This is a genomic window from Polynucleobacter parvulilacunae (genome assembly GCF_018881715.1).
Classification (GTDB): Bacteria; Pseudomonadota; Gammaproteobacteria; order Burkholderiales; family Burkholderiaceae; genus Polynucleobacter; species Polynucleobacter parvulilacunae.
This window is the reverse complement of sequence record NZ_JACVPW010000001.1, coordinates 330,700-356,836: the sequence shown is the minus strand read 5'-3', so window position 1 is coordinate 356,836 and position 26,137 is coordinate 330,700. Positions and strand designations below refer to the sequence as shown.

Here is a 26,137-nt window from a genome sequence, read left to right as displayed (position 1 = left end):
TTAATGCCTTATAAGCTATTGATTTAATTGAATAATTCGGATGAATATTGCCCTGCTGTGAAGGGGGCTAAATCATCGATTCCTTCACCCTTGCCTAGGGCTAATACAGCGGGTTTTGGGCCGTCTTGTAGGGTATGGGCTAGCGCGCAGATCACTCCACCCTTGGCAGTGCCATCCAGTTTCGTGACGATGATTCCGGTAAGGCCTAGAGCAGCATGAAAGGCTTTGACCTGGCTTAAGCCATTCTGTCCAGTATTGCCATCTAAGACGAGCAGGGTGTGGTGAGGCGCTCCCAGTAGGGCTTTGCCAATGACGCGCTTCACTTTTTTCAACTCTTCCATCAGATTATCCTGAGTGGCAAGGCGACCTGCAGTATCAATAATCAGAATGTCATTCTTGCGAGAGATGGCTGCATGAATAGCATCATGAGCGACGGCAGCTGCATCGCCGCCCTCTTGAGTAATGACATCCACCTGATTGCGTCCGCCCCATTCTTGAAGTTGGTTGCGGGCAGCCGCTCTAAAGGTGTCTCCAGCGGCTAAGAGAACCGATTTGCCTTGAGACTGGAAGAGCCGGCAAAGCTTGCCAATAGTCGTAGTCTTTCCTGCGCCATTTACCCCTACAACTAGCCATACCTCTGGAGTGTTAGGCTTATCACTTGTAAATAGTGGATTTGGTGAGGGCTCAATGGCAGTCAGTAATGCGCTGACTTCTTGGATGAGAAGGACTTGTAACTCCTCTGGGCTAGAAGCTTTTTCTGATTTAGCTGCTTTACGGAGTTTGCTGATGAGTTGTTCGGTCGTAGGTAGACCCACATCACTTTGAATGAGTGACTCTTCTAAAGTTTCAAACCAAGATTCATCAACTTTGCTTGATTTGAAAAGAGATCCGAGGGTTTTACGTAAGCCGAACATAATCGATACAATTTAAAACATGCATCTTATCAATTTAATTCTTAGGGTATGGTGATTTAGCAGATGCTTTCTAATTTACTTCGAATTTCCTTTCTATTCATCATATTTGCTCAGCTTAGTTGGGCTGCGGGTCCTGAATCAGCAGATACAAATGAATATCAGTTAAGTAATGGCCTGAAGCTGATTGTGAGGGAGGATCATCGTGCGCCAACGGTGGCTCACATGGTTTGGTATCGAGCCGGCTCAATGGATGAGGTCAACGGCAAGACAGGTGTTGCTCATGTGTTGGAGCACATGATGTTTAAAGGTACTGACAAGGTGAAGGCAGGGGAATTCTCTCGCTTGGTGGCTGCTGTAGGCGGGCGCGAAAATGCATTCACTTCACGTGATTACACCGCTTACTTTCAGCAAGTGGAGAAATCAAAGCTGGAAGATGTCATTAAGCTTGAGGCGGATCGCATGTCAAATCTCAATTTTGATGACGCAGAGTTCTTGAAAGAAATCCAAGTGGTAATGGAAGAGCGTCGCTTACGTACAGAAGACAATCCAAGTAGCTTGCTAAATGAGTCATTAATGGCGACTGCTTATATGAGCTCTCCTTATCGTCATCCTGTGGTTGGTTGGATGAATGACTTGCAGAATATGAAAGCCTCTGACGCGCGTGATTGGTATCGCAGTTGGTATGCGCCTAATAATGCAACAGTTGTGATTGCGGGCGATGTGGATACAAAAAAAGTACTGGCTATGGTCGAGCGGTATTACGGCTTAGCAGCTACGCATCAGTTGCCAGTGCGTAAGCCTCAAATTGAAACTGTTCAAAAAGGCATCAAGCAGGTTCAGGTCAAAGCCCCGGCAGATAGCGCACAGTTGACTATGGCTTGGAAGGTACCTCGATTAGAGCCTTGCAAGCTGGATGACCCTGAGCCTTATGCCTTGGAGCTCCTCACGGCTGTGCTCGATGGTTATGACAATGCCCGTTTAAATCGGGTTCTCGTTAAGCAGGAAAAAGTAGTGAATGATGTCGGCGTGGGGTACGACATGATCTCGCGTGGACCAGAGCTGTTTCTGATTAGCACAACAATGGCTAAGGGTAAGACGGTTGCGCAGGCACAGACAAGCATTCGGAAAGCGCTTGATGAGCTAAAACAAAAAGGAATTCTAGAGTCTGAGCTTAAGAGAATTAAGGTACGTATTTTGTCGGAGCAAATCTATAAGCGTGATTCTATCTTTGGCCAGGCAATGGAAATTGGCAGTACGGAGATGGCTGGCTTCTCCTGGAAAGACATTGATTACATGCTGGAGAAAATGCAAACCATTACGCCCGAGCAAGTTCAAGCGGTCGCTAAAAAATATCTGGTTGATGAGGGTTTGACGATTGCAGTATTGGATCCACAGGCTCGTCAATCTGCAGAGAAGGAGGTTAAGTAATGAATCTCTTTATAAGAAGTGTTTCTATTTGCCTCTTTACCTTTGGCTTGCTTGGCAATGCGAATGCCATTTTGCCTATCGACAAGCTAGATTCTTATAAGGGTGCCAAAGCCTATTTAGTGCAAACAAAAGCTTTGCCGATGGTGGATATCGAGGTCAGCATTGATGCTGGCGATCGTTATGACCCTGGTGGCAAGAGTGGCCTAGCAGATATGACCGCGGGCCTTATGAATTATGGGGTAAAGGGCGATAAAGGCGTTCTTACTGAGGCTCAAATTGCTGATGAGATTGCAGATTTGGGTGCCAATATTGGCCTGTCAGTGGGTGGTGAGCGCGCCATCTTGAGAATTCGTAGTCTAAGTAGAAAAGACTTGCGGGACAGGGCTGTGAAATTGGCAGCGGCGATGTTAAGTGCGCCAACTTACGATCCAAAAATAGTGGAGCGCGAGAAACAAAGAACCATCACGAGTTTGCAAGAGGCCGAAACTAAGCCTGAGTATCTCCTTGAGCGTCGTTTTAAGAAATCAGTTTATGGTGACTACCCCTTGGCTGATTCGCCTACCGTGAAATCAGTAGCAACCATAAGCTCTTCCGATTTGAAGCAATTTCATCAACAGTTTTATCGTGGCGATCGCATGATTGTGAGTATTGTTGGTGATGTTGACCGTGCAGAAGCCAATGAAATTGTCCAGTCTTTGTTAAAGCAGATTCCACAATCAGGTCCGTCAATTGCGAAGTTGCCTGAATTACAACGCTCTCCCGTAGAACCCTTAACGCAAAGAGAAATTCAAATTCCATTTGATTCACAGCAGGCTCATATTGCAATGGGGATGACAGCTGTAGCGCGTAGCAACCCAGATTACTTCCCTTTGCTCGTGGGTAATTACATTTTGGGTGGCGGTGGTTTTGTATCTCGCTTGATGTCTGAGGTTCGCGAAAAGCGCGGCCTTGCCTATAGCGTGTTTAGTTATTTTGCCCCCGGAAAAGAGAATGGCATTTTTCAGGCGGGCCTACAAACCAAAAATGATCAAGCTTCTCAGGCCTTGGAGGTAATGAGTTCAACGATTGGTCAATTTATTTCTGACGGACCTACTTCATCTGAGTTGGTTGCGGCCAAAGCAAATTTGGTGAATGGTTATCCTCTGCGTATTGATAACAACCGTAAATTATTAGACAACGTATCTTCCATTGCATGGAATGACTTGCCGCTCGACACGATGGATGTCTGGACTAAACAAGTTGATGCGGTTACCTTGGATCAAGTAAAAGCAGCGTTCCAAAAATACCTTGCGATGGATCGCATGAAGATTGTTGTGCTGGGAGCAAAAAATAAATAAGCCCAATAAAGCAAGCAAGCCTCTAAAGACTGAGCCGCCGAAGAAGGTTCGGATCATTGGAGGCAACTGGCGTAGTCGCTTGTTGACGGTCCTAGATCTGCCTGGCTTACGCCCGACAACAGATCGTATTCGCGAAACGCTATTTAATTGGCTTGGACAAGACTTAACCGGTTTACGTTGCTTAGATCTTTTTGCTGGTACTGGTGCTTTGGGTTTTGAGGCCGCCTCAAGAGGTGCTGCACTGGTTATCTTGCTAGAAAAAGATAAAAAGGCTTGCACAAATTTATTGGCAAATTTTGCTTTATTGCAGTCATCTCCCGCTACTGGAGTATTAGAAATCTTGCAGCGAGATAGTCTTGAATTTATGAAACAGCAGGCAGATCGCTCTAGTAATTTAATTTTTATTGATCCGCCATTTCAGGACTCAAATCTATTGGATCGCGCAGTTATTGAAGCCGGTCGGGTGTGTGATGACTCCGCTGGTGGTGGTATTTATGTCGAATTTCCCTCTAGCCGTCAGCGTGAGGAGCTAGAGGCCCTGCTGCCAGACTGGCATTGTGGAAAATACTTAGAGGCCGGACAGGTAAAAGCTTGTCTATTTCGGGGTGGAAGAGGCTAAACTCTTGCCTGTAGCCGATAAAGCCTTAGGAACCTTATGACTGTAGCTGTATACCCTGGAACATTTGATCCATTTACTCGTGGTCACGAGGACTTGGTGCGCCGCGCATCCAGCATTTTTACAGAGTTGATTGTGGGCGTTGCTGATAGTCGTAGCAAGCGCCCATTCTTTACTTTGCAAGAGCGCATTGATATTGCCAAGGAAGTGCTTGGCCACTACCCGAACGTAAAGGTCGTTGGCTTTACAGGTTTATTAAAAGATTTTGCACGCGAGCATCAAGCGCGTGTCATTGTGCGCGGTTTACGTGCGGTATCCGATTTTGAGTATGAGTTCCAAATGGCAGGCATGAATCGCTATCTGTTGCCCGATGTTGAAACCTTGTTCCTAACTCCATCCGATCAATATCAATTTATCTCTGGCACCTTTGTGCGTGAAATTGCCTCGATGGGCGGTGATGTAAGTAAGTTTGTATTCCCATCGGTAGAAAAATGGCTAGTCAAAAAAATTGCTTCTGGCACTCAGAATAAAGAGTGACAAGGGTGAGATCGCTGAGTAAATCATGGCCTTAATGATTACGGACGAATGCATCAACTGCGATGTATGCGAGCCAGAATGTCCGAATGATGCGATTTATATGGGTCTAGAGATTTATGAAATCAATCCCGATAAATGTACTGAATGCGTAGGCCACTACGATGCTCCTCAGTGTCGCCAGGTATGCCCAGTAGATTGCATTCCATTTAACCCTGAGCACACCGAAACCCAAGAGCAATTGATGGTGAAGTTCAATATTTTGACTGCTGCCAAAAAAGCCAGCTCAACTTAAGCTTCTTAACCTTTGGAGTGCAGCTCCATCATGGCGGTTTGGGTATCGCCCTTTAAAAAAAACAACAAAATCTGCAAGCCATTTTCGATGCTGGTATCAATCAGCTTCTGTTCGGCGAGTTGCGGCCTATGTAAAACATAATCTGCAACATCCATAGGGCGTCCATCGCCTGCCAAGTCTCTGGGGTGACCAATGCCGAGGCGCAAGCGCCAGTAGTCAGGGGTACTTAAATGCGCCTGGATATCTTTAAGGCCATTGTGGCCGCCAGTGCCTCCACCAAGTTTTAAGCGTGCAGTGCCTGGTTTGAGATCTAACTCATCTTGCACTACCAAAATATCTGCCGGCGTAATTTTATGAAAGCGACACAGTGCGCCAACCGATTGACCGCTCAGATTCATATAAGTGTTTGGCTTCAGAAGGTAAAGATCTTCACCATCCCATTTTGCTTTCGCTACTTTTCCATGAAAGCGTTTTTCGGATTCAAAGCGTACGTTTAATTGTTTTGCTAAGGCGTCAACAAACCAGAAGCCAGCATTGTGCCGATCTTCTTCGTGCTCATCCCCAGGGTTGCCTAGGCCAACAATTAATTTAGTCATGTTGAGAGTTTAAAGATATAAAAGTATTTAGCCAAAAAAAAGAATGAAAACTTAGGGCAATAAAAAAAGACCCGCTTGCGCAGGCCTTCTTGTACAAGCGATTAAGCTAAGTGATTAAGCTTTATCCTTTGCTTCAGCTGCAGGAGCTGCCGCTGCTGGTGCAGCAGGCGCATCTGTAGGCTCAGCAGCTTTAACTGCTGGGATACGTGCGTTAGCAAGCACTGGGTTTTCTTGCTCAACATGCAATACCAAGGTAACGCCTTTTGGCAATGCGAGATCTTTAGCATGAATACCGTGACCAACTTCAATTTTTGCCAAGTCCACTTCGATGAACTCTGGCAAGTCTGCTGGCAAGCAAGAAACTTCGAGTTCAGTAAGGATGTGGCTAATAACGGCACCTTGCAATTTCACAGCAGCTGAAGTGTCAGCATTGGTGAAGTGCAATGGAACGCGCATATGTACTTTCTCAGATGCGGATACGCGCTGGAAGTCAATATGCAATACCAATGGCTTGAATGGATGCATTTGGTAATCGCGCAACAACACTTTCTGTGTCTTGCCACCAATTTCCAAATCCAAAATGGATGAGTGGAATGCTTCCTTGCGGAGAGCATGGAACAACGCGTTGTGGTCTAACTCGATGACCAAGGCTGGATCTTTACTACCGTAAACGATTCCTGGAGTTTTTCCGGAATTGCGCAGACGGCGGCTCGCACCCGTTCCCTGTACGCTTCTTTCAAAGGCAACTACTTTCATAATGATTTTCCTAGTTAAGGTTAATTTCCGTTCGCGACCAAACAGAAAAGCCTTCGATTATATCGTGGGAAAGGAGTTTTTTGCCTACATAAGGCTTAAAACTGCCAAAAACCGGGGTAAACAGTGATTTTTGGCTTATTCAGCAAACATCGACATCACTGAATCACCTTTGCTAATACGGGAAAGGGTTTCAGCGAGGATCGGAGCAACGCTCAATTGGCGAATTTTGGATACTTTCATTGCTTCTGGGGTCAGGGGGATGGTGTCGGTAACAACCAACTCATCCAATTCAGAGGCCGCAATACGGGCTACAGCACCGCCTGATAGCACGGCGTGAGTACAGTAGGCGGTAACACCCTTAGCGCCACGCTCTTTAAGCGCTTCAGCGGCTTTACAGAGGGTTCCACCGGTATCGATGATGTCATCCATGATGACGCAGTGACGGCCTTCTACTTCGCCAATGAGGTGCATCACCTCAGAGACGTTTGCTTTTGGACGACGTTTATCAATAATCGCCAAATCGGTACCTAATTGCTTGGCCATCGCACGGGCACGCACAACGCCGCCGATATCTGGAGATACGATGATGAGGTCTTTTTGGGTCTTCTGTGCCTGAAGGTCAGCCAATAGGACTGGTGAGGCATAGATGTTGTCTACCGGAATGTCAAAGAAACCCTGAATTTGATCGGCATGAAGGTCCATTGTCAAAACGCGCTCAATGCCAGCAACTGACTGAAGCATATTGGCCACAATGCGAGCAGAGATTGCAACGCGTGCAGAACGGGGGCGACGGTCTTGGCGAGCGTAACCGAAGTAAGGGATCACTGCGGTTATGCGGCTTGCAGATGCGCGCTTGAGGGCATCAATCATGATCATGAGTTCCATCAAGCTGTCGTTTGTAGGCGCACAGGTTGATTGGATCACCACAACATTTTTGCCGCGGACGTTTTCTTGAATTTCTACTTGGATCTCACCATCAGAGAAGCGGCCAACAAAGGCTTTTCCCATCGGGAGATTGAGTTCTTTGGCTACTGCCTCAGCCAAAACGGGATTTGCGTTGCCTGTGAAAAGAGTCAATAAATCTGCGTTTATGGAGGACATAGTCTTAAGGGTTTTGTGAGGTCAAAAGGTTTTTTTGTCGTTTCTACAGTATTTGGCAGGGGAAGAAGGATTCGAACCTTCGCATGCTGGAATCAAAATCCAGTGCCTTAACCAGCTTGGCGATTCCCCTACAGGTCAATCTGAAGAAATCAAATTGTAAGCGGGATTTTTATTTAGCCCCCGAACAACCCGACCTACCCACCCTTTAGGAAGATTTTGAAGAAGATTTTCTAGTTTTGCGGTATCCGTCTTAGGGTCTAAGACAGCAAAAACGCTACTTCCAGAGCCAGACATTCGGGGCTGTGAGCCCGGTACTGCCTGGGTAATCCAATCCAAAGCTTGCTTCACTTCTGGGCAAATCCGCATCGCTATAGCCTGACAATCATTCGATTGGTACAACAATGGCGATGCAAGAAAGCCATCAATTGTAATCTGAGCGTGATCTCGGGTCAATTCCGGGTCTTGAAAAATGCTAACGGTTGCGATGCCCTGGTTGGGGAAGATCACCAAAAAATCAGGGGTTTGGAGAGAAATTTTCTGAATTTTCTCTCCAATTCCTTCAACAAAAGCATTTTGGCCAAAAATGAAGAAGGGAACATCTGCTCCAAGCTTTAATCCGAGGGTGCAGAGCGTTTCCTTGGAAAGTTTGAGATCCCAAAGAGCATTCAGGCCGATTAATGTCGTTGCTGCGTCGGAAGACCCACCTCCCATGCCGGCGCCCATCGGAATTTCTTTCTTAAGATCAATTTCTACGCCTACATCAACCTTGCAAAAATCTTTCAGTAAGTTTGCTGCACGCACAACTAAATCTTGTTCAGGGGGAACTCCCGGAATTGGATTAATTCTGCGCACTGCATTTTCAGAAATTCGTTTTAAATAAAGTGTGTCGCACCAATCAATGAGTTGGAAAACAGACTGAAGAAGATGGTAGCCATCGTCTCTGCGACCAACGATATGCAGAAAGAGATTGAGCTTAGCGGGCGAACGAAGCGTTAATTGTTCAGAGTTCGCCATCGTTGCATTGTTTATTCATTCGGGCGATCAAATACGAGACGAATATCAATCGATCCAATATTTGAGCTGCGGGTCATGATCAGTTTTTCAAGACGATTGGTATTGCTCCATGTATATACCAGGTCCCAGCCATCTTGACTAATTTTAATGACTTGCCCTTTAGAATTTCTATCAATACTTGCTTCACTTCCAGGGCGTACTTCACCTCTTAACCAATTTGATAAACCGCGTGCAGGTAACGGAAGTCCTAAAGTGTTTTGCACTAATGTGTCTGCATCAACTGCTGTTACTACTTTGCCATCGCTTTCAAGTGTAGCTTCGCCTGGCGTGATAATAATTTTTGCAATAGATCCACCCATCGGGTTGCGAATCTCTAAGACATCCTTTAATGCCTCTTGGGTCAAGGTAAAGCCACCCGAGCCGCCTTGGTTTTGTGACTCTGTTAAGCCAATCACTTTCACGGCAAAGCGTCCATCCCATGAGCCCTTGGCGGCTTGATCATCTCTAGTCCAGTCAGGTTTAAGGCGCTTTAAAGTTTCTTTGAGAGTCGGATTGTTAGCGTCCAACTTTTGTCCTTGGCGCCACATATCTTCCGCTTCGGATCGGCGATTCATAACCCACAACACTTCACCGGTATGGGCTGCAATATCTGCTTCTGGCTTCATAGCAAATGCTTGCTGTAGTTGTTCTAAAGCAAGCTCATTTTTACCAAGACGAAAGTTCACCCAACCTAAGCTGTCCAAAATGAAGCTATCTTTTGGTGAGAGTTGATGTGCCTTGCTAATAAGTGCAAATGCCTCTGGCAACTTCACATTTCGATCTGCTAGCGAGTAGCCGAGTGCGTTTAAAGAATTCACATCATTTGGATTCTTGCGCAAAATATCACGCAAAGTTTTTTCCATCACATCAATGCGACCCACTTTTTCAGCAGACATGGCATAGGTGTAAAGAAGGCCAGGGTCTTTAGGCGCAATCTTGACAGTAGATGCAATTTCATAAAAAGCACGCAAGGCATCAGACTCGTCTTTTGCTTTAGCAAGCAATGCCTGTAATTGCAAAAGAGTATTTTCTTGTTGCGCAGGAGTTTGTTGCTGTAATAAGGCAATAGCTGGCTTCACTGCATCGGACCAGCGATTACTTAGCACCAAGAGTGTTACCAAGACTTCTTTTGGTTTTGAGTCGGCGGCCGGGGAAAGCTCATCCCAGGTTTTTGCGGCTTGCATGGCCAAATCTGGAGAGCCCCCTGCAATTGCTATTTCCATGGCCCTTTGAGCCAATCTGGGATCTTTGTATTGCCGGGCCATCTCCAGGTAGGTGTTGTAGGCCAAGCCAGCTTCACCTCGCTGCAGGGCGATTTCAGAAGCGAGCACCTCAAAGACGGCCTCACCGGTTTGCAATCCAGTCGCCTGGATTTGGGCGTGAGCCGATGAAATGACTCCACCAGTCAAGGTTGCCAGGAATAAGCCGGTTAACAGAGGTTTCAGTTTGAATGTACTCATAAGCACATTCTAATCCGCGAATCTACAATCCATTTATGCCAGAACTTCCGGAAGTAGAAGTCACTCGATTAGGAATCGCCCCCCATCTGGAGGGGCATAAAGTCAGCGCCGTGAAAATTATTGACGGACGCTTGCGTTGGCCTGTGCCCGTTGGCCTCCCTAAAACTTTGCCTGGCCAAAAAGTGCATACGATTGAGAGGCGCGGTAAGTACCTTTTATTAGAAATGGATACAGGCTACTTGTTGATTCATTTAGGGATGACAGGTACCTTGCGTGTACTCCCAAGTTCGGACCCCCTCAAGACCCATGATCGAGTGACCTTGGAGTTTGGCAAATTAAGTTTGCGCTTGCACGATCCCAGAAAATTTGGCGCGGTCTTATGGCACCCTAAATCAAAGGGGCCAATTGAAAAATTTACGCTGTTACAGAAACTTGGGGTAGAGCCATTTTCTCCGGAGTTTTCTGGTGAGCTCGGTACAGAAATTCTGTATCAAACTTCCCGCAAACGCAGTGTTGCTGTTAAGCAGTTTCTCTTGGCTGGACAGGCGGTAGTGGGTGTTGGCAATATTTATTGCTCAGAAAGTTTATTTGAGGCGGGCATTCATCCGGCTAAGGCTGCGGGCAAGCTCACGCGGCCACAATGCTCTCGTTTGGCAAAAGCGGTTAGATCGATTTTGAAAAAAGCCATTGATGCTGGTGGTAGTTCATTGAAAGATTTTGTGAATAGCGATGGTGATCCTGGCCACTTCATGGTTCAAACTAAGGTTTATGACCGCAAGGGTCTGCCCTGTAAGGTTTGCAAAACACCAATTAGTCAAATAGTGCAGGGTCAACGTTCCACTTACTTCTGCCCCCAATGTCAAAAACGTTGATCAAAACTTTTGCGCAAAAGTTGATTGCTTGGCATGGCGTCAGCGGGCGCTCAGGCTTACCGTGGCAGGGTAACCGGGATGCCTATGCAGTGTGGGTTTCAGAGATCATGTTGCAGCAAACGCAAGTGGCTACGGTCCTTGAGCGTTATCCGCGCTTCATGAAGCGCTTCCCGACGGTTAAAAAATTAGCCTCTGCTGATGTTGATGAGGTTTTAGCTGAGTGGGCTGGTTTGGGTTATTACTCCCGCGCCAGAAATCTACATGCTTGCGCTAAACAAGTGATGACGGAGTTCGGTGGAAAGTTTCCAAGTGATCCCATTTTGCTCGAGCAATTGAAAGGTATTGGACGATCTACTGCTGGCGCAATAGCTGCCTTTGCTTTTCATGAGCGAGCGCCCATTTTGGATGCCAATGTCAAACGCATTTTGGCGCGCCTGTTTGCGATTGAAGGTGCGATTCAGGATAAAGCGGTGAACGATCAGCTTTGGCAGTTAGCAACGGATTTATTGCCAAGCAATCCTGCTGATATGCCTGTGTATACCCAAGCCCTGATGGATTTTGGAGCAACCTGGTGCACCTCCCGTAAGCCGGTGTGTTTGGGCTCTGAAAAAAAGTGCCCATTTACGAAAGATTGCCAGGCAAATTTAAGCGATCAAGTTCTTTTGCTTCCGCAAAAAACCAAGAAGACAAAATCGCCTGAATTCGATTGCAATATATTGTTAATGCGCTCGGGTAATTCTGTTCTTTTGCAAAAGCGCCCAAGCAAAGCCATTTGGGGTGGCCTCTGGTCTTTGCCTGAAGGGTCATGGACCGCTAGGGTATCTAGAACAAAAGGCGTCGAAATAAGCCCACAGGAATTATTTGCAGCCACATTGCCAGATGAAAAGTTTGCAGCACTGAATAAGGCCTGTAAATCCGTCAATCAGAGTCACGAAATAAAGCATGTCTTTACGCATCGCCGCTTATGGATGCAGATTTGGCAGACAAGTTCCCCAAAAGAGTTGAGCTTTGTAAATCCAGATCTGAAGTGGGTGCCCTTATCTCAGTTGGGGCGCTATGGCCTACCGCAACCGATTAAGATTTTGCTGCAGGGATTGAGTCTAACTCGCGGTGACGATCTAAAAAATTCAGCTGCAGATCGATGAGATCCTTCTGGGCGCGAAAGTGCTCGCTCAGGCGGTTTACTAAGTAGACGGAGCGATGTTGTCCACCAGTGCAGCCAATAGCAACGGTTAAATAGCTGCGACCATCCGCGATGTAATGGGGTAACCATTTATTAATAAATTGGGTGATGTCTGTTTCCATGCTCACCACTTCAGGAATTTTTTCCAGAAATTCTTTAACGGGTTTGTCATTGCCAGTGAGCGGCCTCAATACTTTGTCATAGTGCGGGTTTGGTAAGCAGCGCACATCAAACACCAAATCTGCCTCGCTAGGAACGCCCTTTTTAAAGCCAAAGGATTCAAATACGACTGTGAGGCCGACAGGCTTGTCTTTAAGTAGGTCTTGGATCCAGGAGCGCAGTGCGTGAGCTGGCAGGCTGCTGGTATCGATACTGTGAGCCTGAGTGCGCAAAGGCTCCAACAAATTACGTTCTTTATCAATTGCCTCAATCAGGGTTGCTGATTGAGATTGCTTGGCATTGGTTGATAGTGGGTGGCGACGACGTGTCTCTGAAAAGCGTTGCACCAAAGTATTGGTGTCTGCGTTTAAGAAAACAACCCTGACTTGATGCTGTTTGCGTAAGTTCTCCAGAATGGAGGGTAGCTCCGCAATAGATTGTCCACGTCGAGCATCTATGGCTACTGCAACGCGCTCACACTGCTCTTTTTCAAGGGTGGAGATGAGGTTTTCTAAAAGAGAAACGGGAAGGTTGTCTACACAGTCATAGCCTGCATCTTCAAAAGCCCTCAGGGCCACTGATTTACCTGAGCCTGAGATTCCGGTAATCAGATTAATTTGCATGACTTAGAGCAGGCGCCCTTGTGACTTAGTTGCATCAGCTTCGGCATTCATTTGAATGCGTTGACGCTCAATAAATTCTTTTAAAGTATCGATACCGCGCAATTGCAAAATAGTATTGCGTACAGCAGCTTCAACCAGTACTGCTAAGTTGCGACCTGCAGCCACCTGAATTTTGACAGTGCGAATGGGAATGCCCAAAACATCAATATGCTGGGCTTCTAGGGGTAGCCGCTCGAATTCACCATCATTTCTGCGAACGAGCTGAACGATGAGGCGGAGCTTTAGCTTACGGCGTACTGCCGTTTCACCAAAGATCGTACGAATATCTAGTAAGCCCAATCCGCGCACCTCAAGAAGGTTGCGCAGAATCACGGGGCAGCGGCCTTCTATGTAGTCAGGCCCAAGGCGTGCAAAGTCAACAGCATCATCTGCTACAAGGCCGTGCCCGCGAGAAATCAACTCAAGACCTAATTCACTTTTGCCCAAACCAGATTCGCCGGTGAGGAGCACTCCCAAACCAAGGATGTCCATAAAGACACCGTGCATCGTAATTTGAGGTGCACCGATTTTGGTCAAGTAAGTGCGTAAATGATCGATTACTTCTGCTGCAGAAATTGCAGTAGTGAATAGAGGTGTGGAAGAGCGCTGACAGAACAGCTGTAAGTCTGGATCCGCACTCTTGCCGTCCGCCACAATGACGCAAGGCGGCGTCTTAGAGATGAGGTTGGCAATTTGCTCTTGCCTTTGTTTTGGCTCGAGGGCTGCGTGATAGTCGATCTCTTGCTCGCCAAAGATCTGAATGCGGCTTGGGTGGATGAGGTTTAAGTGGCCTACCAAGTCTGAGCTAGCAGCCGCTGCCTTGACAGCCTCTGGTGGGAAAGTGCGGTCAGCACCTTCAAGACCGCCGATCCAGGATAGTTTTAAATCTGAAACATTGTCATCAAAAATCTGCTGAGCAGTTACTCCATCTAGGAGTAAGGGCTGAGTCATTTTGCTGTACCCCAGTGTTGTAAGAGCTTAGAAACTGTTGCAGAGTCCGCTGCAGACGATAAAGTCTGACGAGCATCTGCATCAGACAGGAGTTGAGCAATTGAAGACAAAATTTCTAAATGTTGTTGCGTAGCCTTTTCGGGTACCAACAAGAAAATAAGGATGGATACTGCTTCGCCATCTGGGGCTGCAAACTCAATCGGATCTTCCAGGCGCATAAAGGCCGCGCTAGGCTGTTTTAAGCCCTTTACGCGACCATGCGGAATCGCTACACCGGCACCGAGTGCGGTAGATCCTAAATTTTCACGAGCATTGAGGAACTCAACTACAGAGCTTGCTTCAATGCCAGTCTGTTTGGAGAATAGTTCTCCAGCGGCTGCAAATGCATCAGCCCTGCTTTTGGCGGGGACATCTAATGCAATGCAGTCGGGAGTAAAAAGATTGGTCAGGGCATTCATGTGAATTGATTATAGGTGTCCCGACGAACTGGATCACTCAAAATGTTTTTCGTGATGATGATCTTGGATCTTTTCTTTGTGCTTGACGACCTGGCGCTCAAGTTTATCCACCACCGCGTCCATAGCGTGGTAGAGGTCAGCGTTATGTGCTTCAGCGAACAAGTCCTTACCTTTCAGGTGAATAGTGATCTCAGCACTTTGGCGTAAATCCTTTTCTTTGGCTTTATCAACCACTAAAAAAGCTGAGGCATCAATGACGTGATCGAAGTGCTTACGAATTTTGGCTAGGCCCGCCTCGAGATGAGAGCGCATGGCAGGGGTAACTTCCACATGACGGCTATTAATTTTCAAATTCATTAGCGACTCCTTTTATAGATGCTATAGATGCGTGCGCATAGTCATGCCCGGGGTGCGCAGCAAGCCCCTGAAATTTTTTTGTGCTGTTTTTTTTGGAAAAATAAACCATGAGCCTCCAGCGTATCAGCGAATTTGCTGAAAACCAAGAGGGAAATGCATTTTTATTACTTTAAAAGCGGGAAGCCTTACCCAGCTTACATCCGGAAGTTTTCGCCCAGATAGACTCTTCTAACGGCATCGTTTTGAATAATCTGATCTGGTTTCCCTTCGGCTAATACGCTACCTTCGCTGATGATGTAGGCATGGTCACAGATGCCTAGGGTTTCTCGGACGTTGTGGTCAGTAATGAGGACGCCAATCTGGCGGTCTCTCAGGAAGCGCACAATCCTCTGAATTTCCCCAACGGCAATAGGGTCAACACCAGCAAAAGGTTCGTCTAGCAAGATAAATTTTGGCTGGGATGCCAGGGCTCTAGCAATCTCCACCCGTCTACGCTCCCCTCCGGAGAGCGAGAGGGCTGGGTTGTTACGCAGATGGCTAATTTGGAGCTCGCCCAAAAGTTCGTCTAGGCGACTGGCAATCTCGGCTTTGCTGAGTGGTTTACCGCCTTGAACTTGAAGTTCTAGGACGGCCTGAATATTTTCAGCGACATTTAGTTTTCTAAATACGGAAGCTTCTTGCGGTAAATAAGACAGGCCCATGCGAGCACGTTCATGAATGGGTAAATGTGTAATATCGGTGCCATCTAAAACAATGTTGCCACCATCGAGCGGAACCAGACCAACAATCATGTAGAAAGAAGTTGTTTTACCGGCTCCATTGGGACCGAGTAATCCTACAACCTCTCCGCATCGCACTTGTACGGAAACATCCCGAACAACGGTTCTTGAGCCATAACGTTTTTGCAGGTGATGCGCACTAAGTGTTGGCGCATTATCGAGTTGGGTTAAATCCGCTGTCATTTCTCTAGGGTTGCTTTTCGTCTTGGTGAAAGAAGGGCTCTTGCTAAGGGCAAATCATCCGGCTTTGCATCTTTAGGTGGCATGACCCGATAGTACTGCTTTACATCATCGTACTCAATTTTCCAGCCCTTTAATTGATCGAGCATTTGCATATTGAGTAAGCGTTTGAGGCTAGCATCCCCAGTCAGCGTTAAGAACTCTGTCTTGGCGTCATAGGTAACTTGAGTGCCGCGTCCTTGCATGAATTCATCCGCAGTACCTTCACGACGTTGTCTAAAGCTAGCTACTGTTTCGGGTGTGCCAATAACATCCACAAACTCATAACCCTGTGGATCAACTGCAATGTGCCCATCTTCGCCGGTAACAATAATGCTGCCTTTGATGAGCAAGACTTGACCATTGAGGTCATAGACTTGCTTTACATCATTCACCGAAACTTTTTCAGCTTCTAAGATCACGGGTTTATCTTGATCTGCTTTTTCTGCATGTGCTGACAAAGTAAAGATGAGACCGAGAGCAAGATAGCTAAGAAAATATTTTATTGACAGCATTTTATGGATTGCTCCGTGGCGCGCGTTCAATACGCCCTTTCACTTGGCCGCTGAGCACCATACTTTGTTCAACATTATTAAATACCCCACCTTCAGTGGAGTTCATGATCGACATACCCTGTTCTAAAGTAATAGGCCTATTTGTTTCAATCACATCATCATTAATTAATACTTTGAAATAGCTAGAGCTGGCCAGCATTCTTAAAGTGGCCGGCTGAGCTGCAGTCGCTTCTTGTGCGGGGCGAAAGATCGTTGCGTTATCGTACAAATCCAAAATAGTGAGGTCGCCATCAAGGTGACCGGTATCAGATTTAACTGTAACTGGCGCCTTCTCGGCCTGGAATAAGCGCATGCGTGGCGTGAGAATGTCGATAGAGGCATCGTCATCATAGTGCGTCACTTTGACACCCAAAATTCGATATTTGGTATTACCTAATTCATTTAAAGCTGAGAGCGCACCATCTTTGATGGTGTAGTCCGGTTCATGCAGACGCACTCTTTCAAGTGGAGATTTCTCTGGCGGCATATTTTTTTGCACAAGCCAAAAAGTTGCTAGCGTGAGCGTCCCCATCAAAATTAAAGGCATCAGGCGCAACAGAGTGCGACCAATACCGAGTTTGATTTTCTGGGGGTTTAATTGCATTGCTTAACTGCGGGCCTTATTGAGCAATTCTTCGTAGCGATTCTGTGACTTCAGAATGAGGTCACATACTTCGCGTACTGCACTATTGCCGCCACTACGGGTCGTCACCAAATGGGCAAATTCTTGAACATCCTTATGACCTTGCGCGGGGCAAATTCGTAAGCCGGCATGCTTCATCATTTGTAGGTCTGGCCAATCATCACCCATAACGGCGCAGTCTGTATGCTTAAGGCCCAAAGACTTAAGCACTTCTTCTAATGCGATCGCTTTATTTTCAACACCCATGTGAACATGTTTAATTCCAAGCTCTTCGCAGCGTGCTAAAACCATTTTGGAATTTCTGCCGGTGATGATGGCAGTTGGAATGCCGCATTGCTCTAGTAATTTGATGCCTAAGCCATCTTGAATATCAAATGCTTTTAAAGACTCTTTACCATCAGCACCAATCCACACTTGGCCGTTGGTGAGCACTCCGTCAACATCCAAAACTAGGAGCTTCACTTGACCTGCGCGCTCCCAAGCTTGCGGGTATTGGGCTAGAGGGTTGGTGTTGTGGGTATTAAAGGCGCTAGGCATAAAGAGGCGGCTCGATTACTGATGAAATTAAATGACTAAATAACTTTTGCTGCAAACAAATCATGCAGATTTAAAGCGCCCAATAAATGACCTTGGTTATCAGTAACTACTAGATGATTAATGCGATGTTTTTCCATCATCTCAATAGCCTCTTCAGCAAGTAGCTCTGCTGGGATGGTGCGAGGGTCTGCAGTAGTTGCGCTCTCAAGTTTGATGCCATCGAGATTGGTGGTTTTTTCTAGGAGGCGGCGCAAGTCACCATCCGTTAAGATGCCAAACACTTTTTTGTTGGCATCCAGAATCACTACCATACCCATTCGTTTTGATGTCATCTCTAGTAAAGCATCTTGCAATGAGGCGTTGATAGAAATCTTTGGGGTGTCGGCAAGGCTGCGCATTACTTCAGAGACGTGCATCAATTGCTTGCGTCCTAATCTGCCACCAGGATGGGAGCGAATAAAGTCTTCCGCTTCAAAACCTCTGGCATCAAGCAAAGCAACTGCCAACGCATCACCCATCGCTAGCGCGGCGGTAGTGCTTGTCGTGGGCGCGAGATTTAAAGGGCAAGCCTCTTTTTCTACGCTGGTATCTAAATGGGCATCTGCTAATTTGGCTAGGGAAGAATTCGGAGCGCCAGTCAGAGCAATGAGCTTTGCCCCCGTGCGTTTCACAATTGGAACGATGGTTAACAGCTCATCTGTCTCACCGGAATTGGATAGGGCGACAAAAACATCATCACGAGTCACCATACCTAGGTCACCATGGCTGGCTTCAGCTGGGTGAACAAAAAAGGCTGGGGAGCCTGTGGAGGCAAAGGTGGCAGCAATTTTGCGGGCAATATGACCTGATTTGCCGATACCAGAAACCACGATTCTGCCTTTGCAGCCGTGTAAAAGCTCTACCGCCAGGACAAGGGCATCTGCATTAGCGCCTTCAAGGCGATCACGCATGGTTTGCAGTGCAGCAGCCTCAATAGTGAGGGTGTCGCGCGCAAGCTTTAGGGTACGTTCACGAGTCTTAGCTATCATCGAGTAAGTATATGCCGTCAGTCCTTCAGTTAACCCTCATTCTTCTGGCCTCGGGTGTGGCCGGAGTGGTTATTTTCCGCTATTTTGGTTTGCCCCCTATTTTGGGCTATTTGGCCATTGGTGTCCTGATTGGACCCCATGCCCTGGGCTTGGCGAATGATTCAGCCACAGTAAAGTATTTGGCTGAATTTGGCGTAGTTTTCTTGATGTTCTCAATTGGTCTGGAATTTAACCTGCATAAGTTGCGGGCGATGCGATTGATCGTATTTGGTCTTGGGGGAAGTCAGGTCATCTTGACTATGTTGCTCGCAGTCCCGGCAAGTCTTCTGATGAGTTGGATTTACCCTATTTCCTGGCAAGCTGCGATTGCGTTAGGTGGTGCGCTAGCAATGTCATCCACAGCGATTGTGACTAAGCTGATCTCTGATCGCGCTGAACTAGAGACAGAGCACGGCCGTAATGTAGTCGGTATTTTGTTATTCCAAGATTTGGCAGTAGTTTTTCTATTGATCTTATTGCCATCGCTTGGAAAAAATCCCTCGGACTTATTTGTTGCGCTTACTGCAGCCTCGATCAAAATTACTGTTGCTTTGGTATTAATTTTCTTCATCGGCCAAAGTTTGATGAGTCATTGGTTTAGATTGGTTGCTAAGCTGCGTTCACAAGAGTTATTCATGTTGAACCTCTTGTTAATCGTTCTGGGTATGGCAGGGCTAACCGAACACTTTGGTTTATCGCTGGCGCTTGGTGCGTTTTTAGCAGGCATGTTGATCTCTGAAACACCTTATCGTCATCAAGTGGAAGAGGATGTCAAACCATTCCGCGATGTCTTGCTAGGCCTCTTCTTTATTACTATTGGCATGCTGCTCGATTTCAATGTGATTCGTGAGCAATGGATGCTTGTCTTGGCTTTGTTAGTCGGTCCACTAGTCTTTAAGTTTGGCCTTATCGCCCTGTTATCTAGGGCTTTTGGTTCGAGCCCTGGCATTTCTATTAGAACCGGTTTGTGCTTGGCTCAGGCTGGTGAATTCGGTTTTGTGTTGCTCAATCAAATTGATGGCTTGGATTTAATTGATCCGACTTTGAGTCAAGCAGTGTTGGCAGCGATGTTGATCTCGATGTTCTGTGCGCCATTCCTGATTGAATATAGCGACCGCATTGCCATGCGCTTCTCTAGTAATGAATGGTTATTGCAATCACTTGCACTTACTCGAGTTGCTGCCAAGAGCGTTCGTAATGAAAACCACGTAATCATTTGTGGCTTCGGTCGTTCAGGTCAAAGTTTGGCGCGCATGCTGGATCAAGAAAAGATTCCTTACATCGCATTAGATTTAGATCCTGATCGCGTTAAAGAAGCCGCGGCTGCTGGCGACAATGTGGTTTATGGCGATGCTAGTCGTGAAAATTATTTAGTCGCCGCTGGCCTCTCAAGAGCAAAGGCGGTTGTGATTACTTATGCAGATACTGCCGCAAGCATGCGAGTGTTACGTCAAGTCGAACACTTGCGTCCAGGTATGACTGTACTGGTGCGTACTCGAGATGATGCGGATATCGCTAAGCTGCAAGCGGCCGGTGCCACAGAAGTAGTGCCTGAACTCATTGAAGGCAGCTTGATGATTGCCTCCCATGTATTGCTGATCATGGGAGTGCCAATGCGTAAGGTAGTACGACGGATAACGACTGCAAGGGAAGAGCGCTATAGCTTGCTCAGGGGTTATTTCCGAGGATCTGCGGACGATGACTTTGGGTCGAATGAGTCTTGGCGCTTACATGCCATTACTCTGTTGCCGCATTCACAAGCGATTGGTAAAACCCTGGGTGAGCTTGACCTAGATAAAGAGGGTGTCAATGTTCAGGCGGTGCGTCGTAAAGGTCGAAACGCGGATTACGTGAAGCTAGACCCTGCCCCAGATCTTATGCTTGAGGCTAATGATATTTTGGTGATCTCAGGTAATTCAGAAGCAACGGATTTGGCCGAAGCTAAATTACTCTGAGATCTGATAGCGCCTTACTTTTTCTTTTTACTGGCTACAGGAGTGGGTGCTTTACGAGTTAGCAGTGGTGCCAAGTAGTGACCCGTAAAACTGAGTTCATTTTTAGCAACATCTTCTGGTGTACCGGTAGCAATAATCTGTCCACCGCCAGCGCCACCCTTAGGTCCTAAGTCAATAATCCAATCAGCGGTCTTAATCACATCGAGGTTGTGCTCAATGATGACAATCGTATTGCCTTGTTTCTTGAGTGTTTGGATTACAGTGAGCAACAACTGAATGTCATGGAAATGCAAGCCAGTAGTTGGTTCATCTAGGATGTATAAGGTTCTGCCGGTATCACGCTTAGAGAGTTCAAGCGACAGTTTGACGCGTTGTGCTTCGCCTCCAGACAAGGTCGTAGCACTTTGGCCAAGCTTCACATAGCCCAGACCTACATCTAGTAATGTTTTGAGTTTGCGTTTGACTACCGGAACCGCCTCAAAGAACTCATGAGCTTGTTCGATTGTCATCGACAACACTTCGTGAATATTCTTGCCCTTGTAGCGAATATCTAAGGTCTCACGGTTGTAGCGCTTGCCGTGACAAACATCGCAAGGCACGTACACGTCTGGCAAGAAATGCATTTCTACTTTAAGAACGCCATCGCCTTCACAAGAATCGCAGCGACCACCTTTGACATTAAAGGAGAAGCGACCTGCTTCATAGCCCCGTTCACGTGATGCAGGAACTCCAGCAAAGAGTTCTCTAATCGGAGTAAATAGTCCTGTGTAGGTTGCAGGATTAGAGCGTGGGGTTCTGCCGATTGGAGACTGGTCAACACTAATCACCTTATCGAAATGCTCTAGACCCTTAATTGCATCGTGTGCTGCAGGCTCTGCATTCGAGCCATACAGATGTTGTGCAACTGCATGATGCAAGGTGTCGTTAATGAGGGTGGATTTACCAGAGCCTGATACACCAGTAACGCAAGTTAGCAAGCCAACTGGAATCTTTGCATGTACGGATTGTAAGTTATTGCCACGCGCACCAATAATTTCTAAGAAGCGATCATTCACCGGAACCCGTTTTTCTGGGACTGCAATGGCTTCGCGGCCAGCGAGGTAGGCACCAGTTAAAGAGTTCGGGTTTGCTTCCACTTCTGCAGGTGTACCTTGTGCAACCACTTCACCACCATGAACGCCAGCACCAGGGCCGATATCAATCACCCAGTCAGAGGCGCGAATCATGTCTTCGTCATGCTCGACCACCAAGACGCTATTACCTAAATCACGTAAGTGCTTCAGGGTTCCAATCAAGCGATCGTTATCGCGTTGATGCAGACCAATCGATGGCTCATCCAAAACATACATCACGCCCGTTAAGCCAGAGCCGATCTGGCTTGCTAGGCGAATACGTTGGGCTTCACCGCCAGATAAGGTATCGGCACTACGCTCGAGTGAAAGGTAGTCAAGACCCACATCATTTAAGAAGCGTAGACGTGCACCGATCTCTTTAACGATCTTATCGGCAATTTCTCGCTTAGCGCCTTTGAGCTCCAGGGTCTCGAAATATTCTTTAGCTTCCTTAAGTGGCAGGGCGCTAATTTCATAAATAGCGCGCGATTGTTTTTTCTCACCCACTTTGACAAAGCGGGCCTCTTTACGTAAACGGCTGCCATTACATTCTGGGCAAGTCTGCACATTTTGATAGCGTGACAATTCTTCACGCACTGTCATGGAATCCGTTTCGCGATAGCGTCTTTCAAAGTTGGCAACAATGCCTTCAAAAGCGTGTTCGCGAATACTGTTTTTACCGCGCTCGTTGATGTACTCAAATGGAATAGTGACATCACCGGAGCCCAGGAGAATGAGATCTTGTTGTTTCTTGTTGAGAGTCTCAAATGGCTTCTCGACATCAAAGCCACCATGCTTAGCGAGGGTCTGAAGGAGTTTGAAATAGAACTGATTGCGACGATCCCAGCCTTTAATGGCGCCAGAGGCAAGCGATAAGTCAGGGTGAGCAACGATGCGCTTTGGATCAAAGAAAGACTGATGCCCTAAGCCGTCACACGATGGGCAAGCACCCATTGGGTTGTTAAAAGAGAAGAGACGCGGCTCTAGTTCTTGAAGTGAGTATGAGCACACTGGGCAAGCAAACTTGCTAGAGAAAATCATCTCTTTGCCAGTATCCATATCCACAATCATGGCTTTGCCATCGGCTAAACGTAGGGCGGTCTCAAAAGACTCCGCCAAACGCTGCTGAATATCAGGACGCACTTTAATGCGATCCACCACCACTTCAATCGAGTGCTTATCGTTTTTCTTGAGCGTCGGTAATTGATCGACTTCAAAAATTTCTGCTTTGGCTACGTTTGCTGTGCCGCCTCCAGAGCGGACGCGAAAGCGCACAAAGCCTTGTGCTTGCAAGTCTTGGAAGAGATCGACAAACTCGCCTTTGCGCTCACTCACTACTGGAGCAAGAATCATGAGCTTTGTATCTTCTGGCATCGACAACACGGTATCGACCATTTGAGAAACGCTTTGCGCTTCTAATGGAAGATCGTGATCTGGGCAATGTGGTGTGCCTGCGCGTGCGAACAGCAAACGTAAGTAATCATGAATTTCAGTAACGGTACCAACGGTTGAGCGTGGGTTGTGACTGGTTGCTTTTTGCTCAATCGAAATCGCTGGTGAAAGCCCTTCAATCGTGTCGACATCTGGCTTTTCCATGAGTTGCAAAAACTGACGGGCATAAGCTGAGAGCGATTCAACATAGCGACGTTGACCTTCCGCATACAGGGTGTCAAAAGCCAATGAGCTTTTGCCTGAACCTGATAAGCCAGTAAGGACAACAAGTTTCTCTCTAGGAATGTCTAGATTGATGTTTTTGAGGTTGTGGGTGCGGGCACCGCGGATCTTGATTTCGTTATTCATGATTTTTTAGCGTAACTTGTTAATATAGCTCTTTCCCATGAATCCTTCTGAACTTCGCTCCACTCTGGCCTTAGCAGGCATATTTGGCCTCCGTATGCTGGGCCTGTTCTTGCTATTGCCCATCTTCAGCATTCATGCGCGGGGCTTGCCGGGTGGCGAGCACGCACTCTGGGTTGGTTTGACCCTCGGAATCTTCAACATTGTTCAAGCCTGTTTTTATATCCCTTTAGGTCGTTTATCTGACCGAATTGGCCGTAAACCGGTCGTTTTATGGGGGCTCTCCTTATTTGTTGCTGGCGCGCTGATCTGTGCTGCCAAGGATGACTTGCTCTGGATCGCCATTGGTCGCGGAATTATGGGTGCTGGCGCAGTTTCAGCAGCGATTTCAGCTTGGGTGGCCGATTTGACTCGTGAGCAGGTTCGTACGCGAGCCATGGCATTAGTCGGTGGCAGTATTGCCCTTTCATTTGCCTTATCTTTAGTGATTGCCGCACCGATTTATCGTGCGATTAGTCTCAGCGGAATTTTTATCATTCTGGCAGCGTTAGGCGTGATTGCGATGTTTGTGACTTATTACGTATTGCCAACAAGCAAGCCTGATGCAAAAGTTCAACAAGCTTCATTGAAAGAAGTTTTCTTTCGCCCTGAGTTAATGCGTTTAAATCTCGGCGTCTTTGTATTGCATGCAACTCAAGTAGCGATGTTCTTGGTAGTGCCACGTTTACTAGTGCAGGCAGGATTGCCACTCTCTTCCCATTGGGAGATTTATCTTCCCGTAGTGCTGCTTTCATTTGTATTCATGGCGCCAGGAATTATTTACGGTGAGAAGAAACAAAAATTAAGAACAGTTTTGTTAGTTGCGATTGTTTTGCTATTAATTGCTGAAGCAGTATTCACACAAGCGAATTCCGTCATGTCTATTGCGGCTGCGCTATTGATTTATTTTGTAGGCTTTAATTTGCTCGAAGCCTTACAGCCTTCCTTGGTGTCCCGTTTTGCTAAAGAATCTAAAGGTACCGCATTGGGTGTTTACAACACTACTCAATCGATTGGCCTCTTCTCAGGCGCCGTCATTGGAGGTTATTTGATGGATAGCCATGGCGATTTATCGGTCTTTGCGATGGGTGCAGCCCTTCTAGTTTGCTGGCTTATAATTGCTTGGTCGATGGGCGAAATGCCAACGAGAGCAACAGAATCAAAGGATGTAAGCACAACGACATAACCGCAGCTTCATTAATTAAATTAAAGCGAGCAGTTTATTTTTTAGCAGTAATAACAGCAGTATTTTTCTTCGGGAGACAACATGGCTTCGGTAAATAAGGTCATCATCGTAGGTAACGTAGGACGAGATCCAGAGACGCGTTACATGCCAAGCGGCGACGCCGTTACAAACATTTCAGTAGCAACATCTGATCGCTACAAAGACAAACAAACTGGCGAAATGAAAGAAACCACAGAATGGCACCGTGTTGCATTCTTTGGCAAGCTCGCAGAAATCGCTGGTCAGTACCTCAAAAAAGGTTCGCAGGTTTATGTTGAAGGTCGTTTGCGTACACGCAAATGGACTGATGCTAGCGGCCAAGAAAAGTATTCCACAGAGATCGTTGCAGAAACAATGCAAATGCTCGGTGGTAAGCCAGTTGGTGGCAGTGGTGATGGTGGCGAAAGCTACAGCCGCTCAAAGCCGGCTGAACAGTCTGCCCCACCAGCATCAAACGCTGCATCACTGGGCGCAATGGATGACGATATTCCGTTTTAAGCATTACCAAACAACTCGCTAGTTATTGGCCGGTGGGTTGAATAGCAAAAACCCCTTCTAGGATTTCCTACAAGGGGTTTTTATTTGCCTACTTTTAAAACTTATTAAATTGCTTACTGCCGCGCGTGCCGAATATTTTCAGGCCACGGCGAGTTGTGATCAGTGCGAAATGGGTTGATATCCAATCCACCACGTCTTGTGTATCGCGCATACACAGAAAGTTTCTCTGGTTTGCACTGACGCTTGATGTCGGTAAAGATGGTTTCTACGCAATGCTCATGAAACTCACCTAGGTTCCTAAAGCCAACGAGGTAGCGCAATAAACCTTCCTCTAGGATCGGTCTACCTTGATAGCGTATCTGTACGCTCGCCCAGTCTGGCTGACCTGTAACAGGGCAGTTTGATTTAAGTAGGTGTGAGACTAAGCATTGCTCAATTGGACCAAAGGATTCATTCACGCCCAACAGGCTTGGGTCTGCTGGCAAGTTTGGATCTACTTCAATATCCAATCTGTCCATCAAAATACCTCCCATTTCTTGCATCCCTTTTTTGGAGATAAGTTCAGTTGGGTTGATACGGGTCGTAATCTTGCTGCCGGCGACCGCCGATAAGTCTCTGATGAGACGCTCTTTAACTTCGCTTTCATCTTCAAAGCGAGCGCTATTGAGGCTATTGAGATACAGCTTAAATGACTTGGACTCAATCATGTTCGGTGAGTCTGCAGGAATCTGAAATTCAGCTAATGCAATTTGGGGCTTACCCTTTTTATTGAGCCAGCTAAGTTCAAAAGCATTCCAAATATCTACACCGACGAATGGTAATGCTTGACCGTCTTGAAGACCAAGCTTCTTGCGGTTCTCAGCCCTTGGAATCGGAAATAACAAACTCGGATCGTATTGATCTGGGTATTGTGTGGATTGACCGAGCGGTAACGTTGCCATGAATTACTTTGTTTCTTTTCGTTTTAAGTCGTTATGTTT

The 26,137-nt window shown here is 46.8% G+C and carries 27 protein-coding genes and 1 tRNA gene; 10 read left to right on the top strand and 18 right to left on the bottom strand.

The window, feature by feature from the left end; genetic code table 11:
• Positions 1-23 precede the first annotated feature (23 nt).
• A complete protein-coding gene (gene ftsY, locus ICN18_RS01800; protein ID WP_216188829.1) occupies positions 24-914 on the bottom strand; it encodes a signal recognition particle-docking protein FtsY in 891 nt (296 codons plus the stop codon).
• A gap of 63 nt (positions 915-977) precedes the next feature.
• Between ftsY and ICN18_RS01795 the strand changes: the two genes are divergently transcribed.
• The 5 genes from ICN18_RS01795 to ICN18_RS01775 are packed head-to-tail and all read left to right on the top strand — an operon-like array spanning position 978 to position 5,124.
• On the top strand, positions 978-2,342 hold the full coding sequence (locus tag ICN18_RS01795; protein WP_216188828.1) for a M16 family metallopeptidase: 1,365 nt from the start codon (positions 978-980) through the stop codon (positions 2,340-2,342).
• Positions 2,342-3,679 carry a M16 family metallopeptidase gene (locus ICN18_RS01790; RefSeq protein WP_216188827.1) on the top strand — a complete coding sequence of 446 codons (1,338 nt, stop codon included), beginning with the start codon at positions 2,342-2,344 and terminating at the stop codon, positions 3,677-3,679. The genes ICN18_RS01795 and ICN18_RS01790 overlap by 1 nt, the downstream gene beginning before the upstream one ends.
• Positions 3,654-4,298, top strand: coding sequence for a 16S rRNA (guanine(966)-N(2))-methyltransferase RsmD (gene rsmD, locus ICN18_RS01785; RefSeq protein ID WP_216859959.1), 645 nt, complete (start codon positions 3,654-3,656; stop codon positions 4,296-4,298). Before ICN18_RS01790 ends, rsmD begins: the two co-directional genes overlap by 26 nt.
• 36 nt (positions 4,299-4,334) lie before the next feature.
• Positions 4,335-4,832: a pantetheine-phosphate adenylyltransferase gene (gene coaD / locus ICN18_RS01780; RefSeq protein ID WP_216188826.1), complete on the top strand. Its 498-nt coding sequence runs from the start codon at positions 4,335-4,337 to the stop codon at positions 4,830-4,832.
• 25 nt (positions 4,833-4,857) lie between these two features.
• Positions 4,858-5,124, top strand: a complete 267-nt coding sequence (locus ICN18_RS01775) for a YfhL family 4Fe-4S dicluster ferredoxin (protein ID WP_216188825.1) — start codon at positions 4,858-4,860, stop codon at positions 5,122-5,124.
• 5 nt (positions 5,125-5,129) lie between these two features.
• On the opposite strand, the gene pth is transcribed toward ICN18_RS01775, so the two are convergent.
• From pth to ICN18_RS01745, 6 genes are all read right to left on the bottom strand, one after another.
• On the bottom strand, positions 5,130-5,720 hold the full coding sequence (pth, locus tag ICN18_RS01770; protein ID WP_216188824.1) for an aminoacyl-tRNA hydrolase: 591 nt from the start codon (positions 5,718-5,720) through the stop codon (positions 5,130-5,132).
• 114 nt (positions 5,721-5,834) lie between these two features.
• Entirely contained in the window at positions 5,835-6,476 is a 642-nt protein-coding gene (locus tag ICN18_RS01765) for a 50S ribosomal protein L25/general stress protein Ctc (protein WP_216188823.1), read from the bottom strand.
• 135 nt (positions 6,477-6,611) lie between these two features.
• Positions 6,612-7,577, bottom strand: a complete 966-nt coding sequence (locus tag ICN18_RS01760; RefSeq protein ID WP_216859958.1) for a ribose-phosphate pyrophosphokinase — start codon at positions 7,575-7,577, stop codon at positions 6,612-6,614.
• A gap of 53 nt (positions 7,578-7,630) precedes the next feature.
• Positions 7,631-7,707: transfer RNA gene (locus ICN18_RS01755), tRNA-Gln, on the bottom strand.
• Between the two features lie 5 nt (positions 7,708-7,712).
• The gene (ispE, locus tag ICN18_RS01750; RefSeq protein WP_216188822.1) at positions 7,713-8,591 is read right to left on the bottom strand and encodes a 4-(cytidine 5'-diphospho)-2-C-methyl-D-erythritol kinase; all 879 of its coding nucleotides are present in this window, start codon (positions 8,589-8,591) and stop codon (positions 7,713-7,715) included.
• A gap of 11 nt (positions 8,592-8,602) precedes the next feature.
• Positions 8,603-10,090 (bottom strand): lipoprotein insertase outer membrane protein LolB, encoded by a 1,488-nt coding sequence (locus tag ICN18_RS01745; RefSeq protein WP_216188821.1) that lies wholly within the window; start codon positions 10,088-10,090, stop codon positions 8,603-8,605.
• A 35-nt stretch (positions 10,091-10,125) separates the two neighbouring features.
• On the opposite strand from ICN18_RS01745, the gene mutM reads away from it, so the two are divergent.
• Both mutM and mutY read left to right on the top strand, forming a co-directional pair.
• The gene (mutM, locus tag ICN18_RS01740) at positions 10,126-10,962 is read left to right on the top strand and encodes a bifunctional DNA-formamidopyrimidine glycosylase/DNA-(apurinic or apyrimidinic site) lyase (RefSeq protein WP_216188820.1); all 837 of its coding nucleotides are present in this window, start codon (positions 10,126-10,128) and stop codon (positions 10,960-10,962) included.
• Entirely contained in the window at positions 10,947-12,107 is a 1,161-nt protein-coding gene (gene mutY, locus ICN18_RS01735; RefSeq protein WP_216188819.1) for an A/G-specific adenine glycosylase, read from the top strand. The genes mutM and mutY overlap by 16 nt, the downstream gene beginning before the upstream one ends.
• Here mutY and rapZ read toward each other — a convergent pair.
• The 9 genes from rapZ to ICN18_RS01690 form a co-directional block, all read right to left on the bottom strand.
• Entirely contained in the window at positions 12,037-12,927 is an 891-nt protein-coding gene (gene rapZ / locus ICN18_RS01730; RefSeq protein WP_216188818.1) for an RNase adapter RapZ, read from the bottom strand. The genes mutY and rapZ overlap by 71 nt on opposite strands.
• Positions 12,928-12,930: 3 nt before the next feature.
• Positions 12,931-13,917 carry an HPr(Ser) kinase/phosphatase gene (gene hprK, locus ICN18_RS01725; protein ID WP_216188817.1) on the bottom strand — a complete coding sequence of 329 codons (987 nt, stop codon included), beginning with the start codon at positions 13,915-13,917 and terminating at the stop codon, positions 12,931-12,933.
• Positions 13,914-14,375, bottom strand: a complete 462-nt coding sequence (locus ICN18_RS01720) for a PTS sugar transporter subunit IIA (protein ID WP_216188816.1) — start codon at positions 14,373-14,375, stop codon at positions 13,914-13,916. The genes hprK and ICN18_RS01720 overlap by 4 nt, the downstream gene beginning before the upstream one ends.
• A 33-nt stretch (positions 14,376-14,408) precedes the next feature.
• Positions 14,409-14,732: a ribosome hibernation-promoting factor, HPF/YfiA family gene (gene hpf, locus ICN18_RS01715; protein WP_012358449.1), complete on the bottom strand. Its 324-nt coding sequence runs from the start codon at positions 14,730-14,732 to the stop codon at positions 14,409-14,411.
• A 194-nt stretch (positions 14,733-14,926) separates the two neighbouring features.
• The gene (gene lptB / locus ICN18_RS01710; protein ID WP_216188815.1) at positions 14,927-15,694 is read right to left on the bottom strand and encodes an LPS export ABC transporter ATP-binding protein; all 768 of its coding nucleotides are present in this window, start codon (positions 15,692-15,694) and stop codon (positions 14,927-14,929) included.
• The gene (gene lptA, locus ICN18_RS01705) at positions 15,691-16,245 is read right to left on the bottom strand and encodes a lipopolysaccharide transport periplasmic protein LptA (RefSeq protein WP_255532036.1); all 555 of its coding nucleotides are present in this window, start codon (positions 16,243-16,245) and stop codon (positions 15,691-15,693) included. Before lptA ends, lptB begins: the two co-directional genes overlap by 4 nt.
• A 1-nt stretch (position 16,246) precedes the next feature.
• The gene (lptC, locus tag ICN18_RS01700; protein WP_216188814.1) at positions 16,247-16,888 is read right to left on the bottom strand and encodes an LPS export ABC transporter periplasmic protein LptC; all 642 of its coding nucleotides are present in this window, start codon (positions 16,886-16,888) and stop codon (positions 16,247-16,249) included.
• Between the two features lie 3 nt (positions 16,889-16,891).
• Positions 16,892-17,464 (bottom strand): KdsC family phosphatase, encoded by a 573-nt coding sequence (locus ICN18_RS01695; RefSeq protein WP_216188813.1) that lies wholly within the window; start codon positions 17,462-17,464, stop codon positions 16,892-16,894.
• 35 nt (positions 17,465-17,499) lie between these two features.
• Complete coding sequence (locus ICN18_RS01690) at positions 17,500-18,492, bottom strand: KpsF/GutQ family sugar-phosphate isomerase (protein ID WP_216188812.1); 993 nt, start codon at positions 18,490-18,492, stop codon at positions 17,500-17,502.
• Positions 18,493-18,503: 11 nt separating this feature from the next.
• Here ICN18_RS01690 and ICN18_RS01685 point away from each other — a divergent pair, with 11 nt between their 5' ends.
• The gene (locus ICN18_RS01685) at positions 18,504-20,486 is read left to right on the top strand and encodes a monovalent cation:proton antiporter family protein (protein ID WP_216188811.1); all 1,983 of its coding nucleotides are present in this window, start codon (positions 18,504-18,506) and stop codon (positions 20,484-20,486) included.
• A gap of 14 nt (positions 20,487-20,500) precedes the next feature.
• On the opposite strand, the gene uvrA is transcribed toward ICN18_RS01685, so the two are convergent.
• Positions 20,501-23,398: an excinuclease ABC subunit UvrA gene (gene uvrA, locus ICN18_RS01680; protein WP_216188810.1), complete on the bottom strand. Its 2,898-nt coding sequence runs from the start codon at positions 23,396-23,398 to the stop codon at positions 20,501-20,503.
• A gap of 37 nt (positions 23,399-23,435) precedes the next feature.
• Between uvrA and ICN18_RS01675 the strand changes: the two genes are divergently transcribed.
• Together ICN18_RS01675 and ssb are read left to right on the top strand one after the other, a co-directional pair.
• Positions 23,436-24,620 carry an MFS transporter gene (locus tag ICN18_RS01675; RefSeq protein WP_216188809.1) on the top strand — a complete coding sequence of 395 codons (1,185 nt, stop codon included), beginning with the start codon at positions 23,436-23,438 and terminating at the stop codon, positions 24,618-24,620.
• An 81-nt stretch (positions 24,621-24,701) separates the two neighbouring features.
• Positions 24,702-25,157 carry a single-stranded DNA-binding protein gene (gene ssb, locus ICN18_RS01670; protein ID WP_216188808.1) on the top strand — a complete coding sequence of 152 codons (456 nt, stop codon included), beginning with the start codon at positions 24,702-24,704 and terminating at the stop codon, positions 25,155-25,157.
• A gap of 113 nt (positions 25,158-25,270) precedes the next feature.
• On the opposite strand, the gene queF is transcribed toward ssb, so the two are convergent.
• Complete coding sequence (gene queF / locus ICN18_RS01665; RefSeq protein WP_216188807.1) at positions 25,271-26,098, bottom strand: NADPH-dependent 7-cyano-7-deazaguanine reductase QueF; 828 nt, start codon at positions 26,096-26,098, stop codon at positions 25,271-25,273.
• Positions 26,099-26,137 lie beyond the last annotated feature (39 nt).

Coding starts and splice junctions, on each gene's coding strand:
- ssb (WP_216188808.1), top strand. CDS start 24,702: ATGGCTTCGGTAAATAAGGTCATCATCGTAGGTAACGTAGGACGAGAT.
- ICN18_RS01760 (WP_216859958.1), bottom strand. CDS start 7,577: ATGTCCTCCATAAACGCAGATTTATTGACTCTTTTCACAGGCAACGCA.
- lptA (WP_255532036.1), bottom strand. CDS start 16,245: ATGCTGTCAATAAAATATTTTCTTAGCTATCTTGCTCTCGGTCTCATC.
- uvrA (WP_216188810.1), bottom strand. CDS start 23,398: ATGAATAACGAAATCAAGATCCGCGGTGCCCGCACCCACAACCTCAAA.
- hprK (WP_216188817.1), bottom strand. CDS start 13,917: ATGACTCAGCCCTTACTCCTAGATGGAGTAACTGCTCAGCAGATTTTT.
- ICN18_RS01695 (WP_216188813.1), bottom strand. CDS start 17,464: ATGCCTAGCGCCTTTAATACCCACAACACCAACCCTCTAGCCCAATAC.
- ICN18_RS01720 (WP_216188816.1), bottom strand. CDS start 14,375: ATGAATGCCCTGACCAATCTTTTTACTCCCGACTGCATTGCATTAGAT.
- ICN18_RS01745 (WP_216188821.1), bottom strand. CDS start 10,090: ATGAGTACATTCAAACTGAAACCTCTGTTAACCGGCTTATTCCTGGCA.
- lptC (WP_216188814.1), bottom strand. CDS start 16,888: ATGCAATTAAACCCCCAGAAAATCAAACTCGGTATTGGTCGCACTCTG.
- ispE (WP_216188822.1), bottom strand. CDS start 8,591: ATGGCGAACTCTGAACAATTAACGCTTCGTTCGCCCGCTAAGCTCAAT.
- ICN18_RS01685 (WP_216188811.1), top strand. CDS start 18,504: ATGCCGTCAGTCCTTCAGTTAACCCTCATTCTTCTGGCCTCGGGTGTG.
- ICN18_RS01675 (WP_216188809.1), top strand. CDS start 23,436: ATGAATCCTTCTGAACTTCGCTCCACTCTGGCCTTAGCAGGCATATTT.
- hpf (WP_012358449.1), bottom strand. CDS start 14,732: ATGAATTTGAAAATTAATAGCCGTCATGTGGAAGTTACCCCTGCCATG.
- ICN18_RS01790 (WP_216188827.1), top strand. CDS start 2,342: ATGAATCTCTTTATAAGAAGTGTTTCTATTTGCCTCTTTACCTTTGGC.
- lptB (WP_216188815.1), bottom strand. CDS start 15,694: ATGACAGCGGATTTAACCCAACTCGATAATGCGCCAACACTTAGTGCG.
- rapZ (WP_216188818.1), bottom strand. CDS start 12,927: ATGCAAATTAATCTGATTACCGGAATCTCAGGCTCAGGTAAATCAGTG.
- mutY (WP_216188819.1), top strand. CDS start 10,947: ATGTCAAAAACGTTGATCAAAACTTTTGCGCAAAAGTTGATTGCTTGG.
- coaD (WP_216188826.1), top strand. CDS start 4,335: ATGACTGTAGCTGTATACCCTGGAACATTTGATCCATTTACTCGTGGT.
- ICN18_RS01765 (WP_216188823.1), bottom strand. CDS start 6,476: ATGAAAGTAGTTGCCTTTGAAAGAAGCGTACAGGGAACGGGTGCGAGC.
- ftsY (WP_216188829.1), bottom strand. CDS start 914: ATGTTCGGCTTACGTAAAACCCTCGGATCTCTTTTCAAATCAAGCAAA.
- ICN18_RS01775 (WP_216188825.1), top strand. CDS start 4,858: ATGGCCTTAATGATTACGGACGAATGCATCAACTGCGATGTATGCGAG.
- pth (WP_216188824.1), bottom strand. CDS start 5,720: ATGACTAAATTAATTGTTGGCCTAGGCAACCCTGGGGATGAGCACGAA.
- queF (WP_216188807.1), bottom strand. CDS start 26,098: ATGGCAACGTTACCGCTCGGTCAATCCACACAATACCCAGATCAATAC.
- ICN18_RS01795 (WP_216188828.1), top strand. CDS start 978: ATGCTTTCTAATTTACTTCGAATTTCCTTTCTATTCATCATATTTGCT.
- mutM (WP_216188820.1), top strand. CDS start 10,126: ATGCCAGAACTTCCGGAAGTAGAAGTCACTCGATTAGGAATCGCCCCC.
- ICN18_RS01690 (WP_216188812.1), bottom strand. CDS start 18,492: ATGATAGCTAAGACTCGTGAACGTACCCTAAAGCTTGCGCGCGACACC.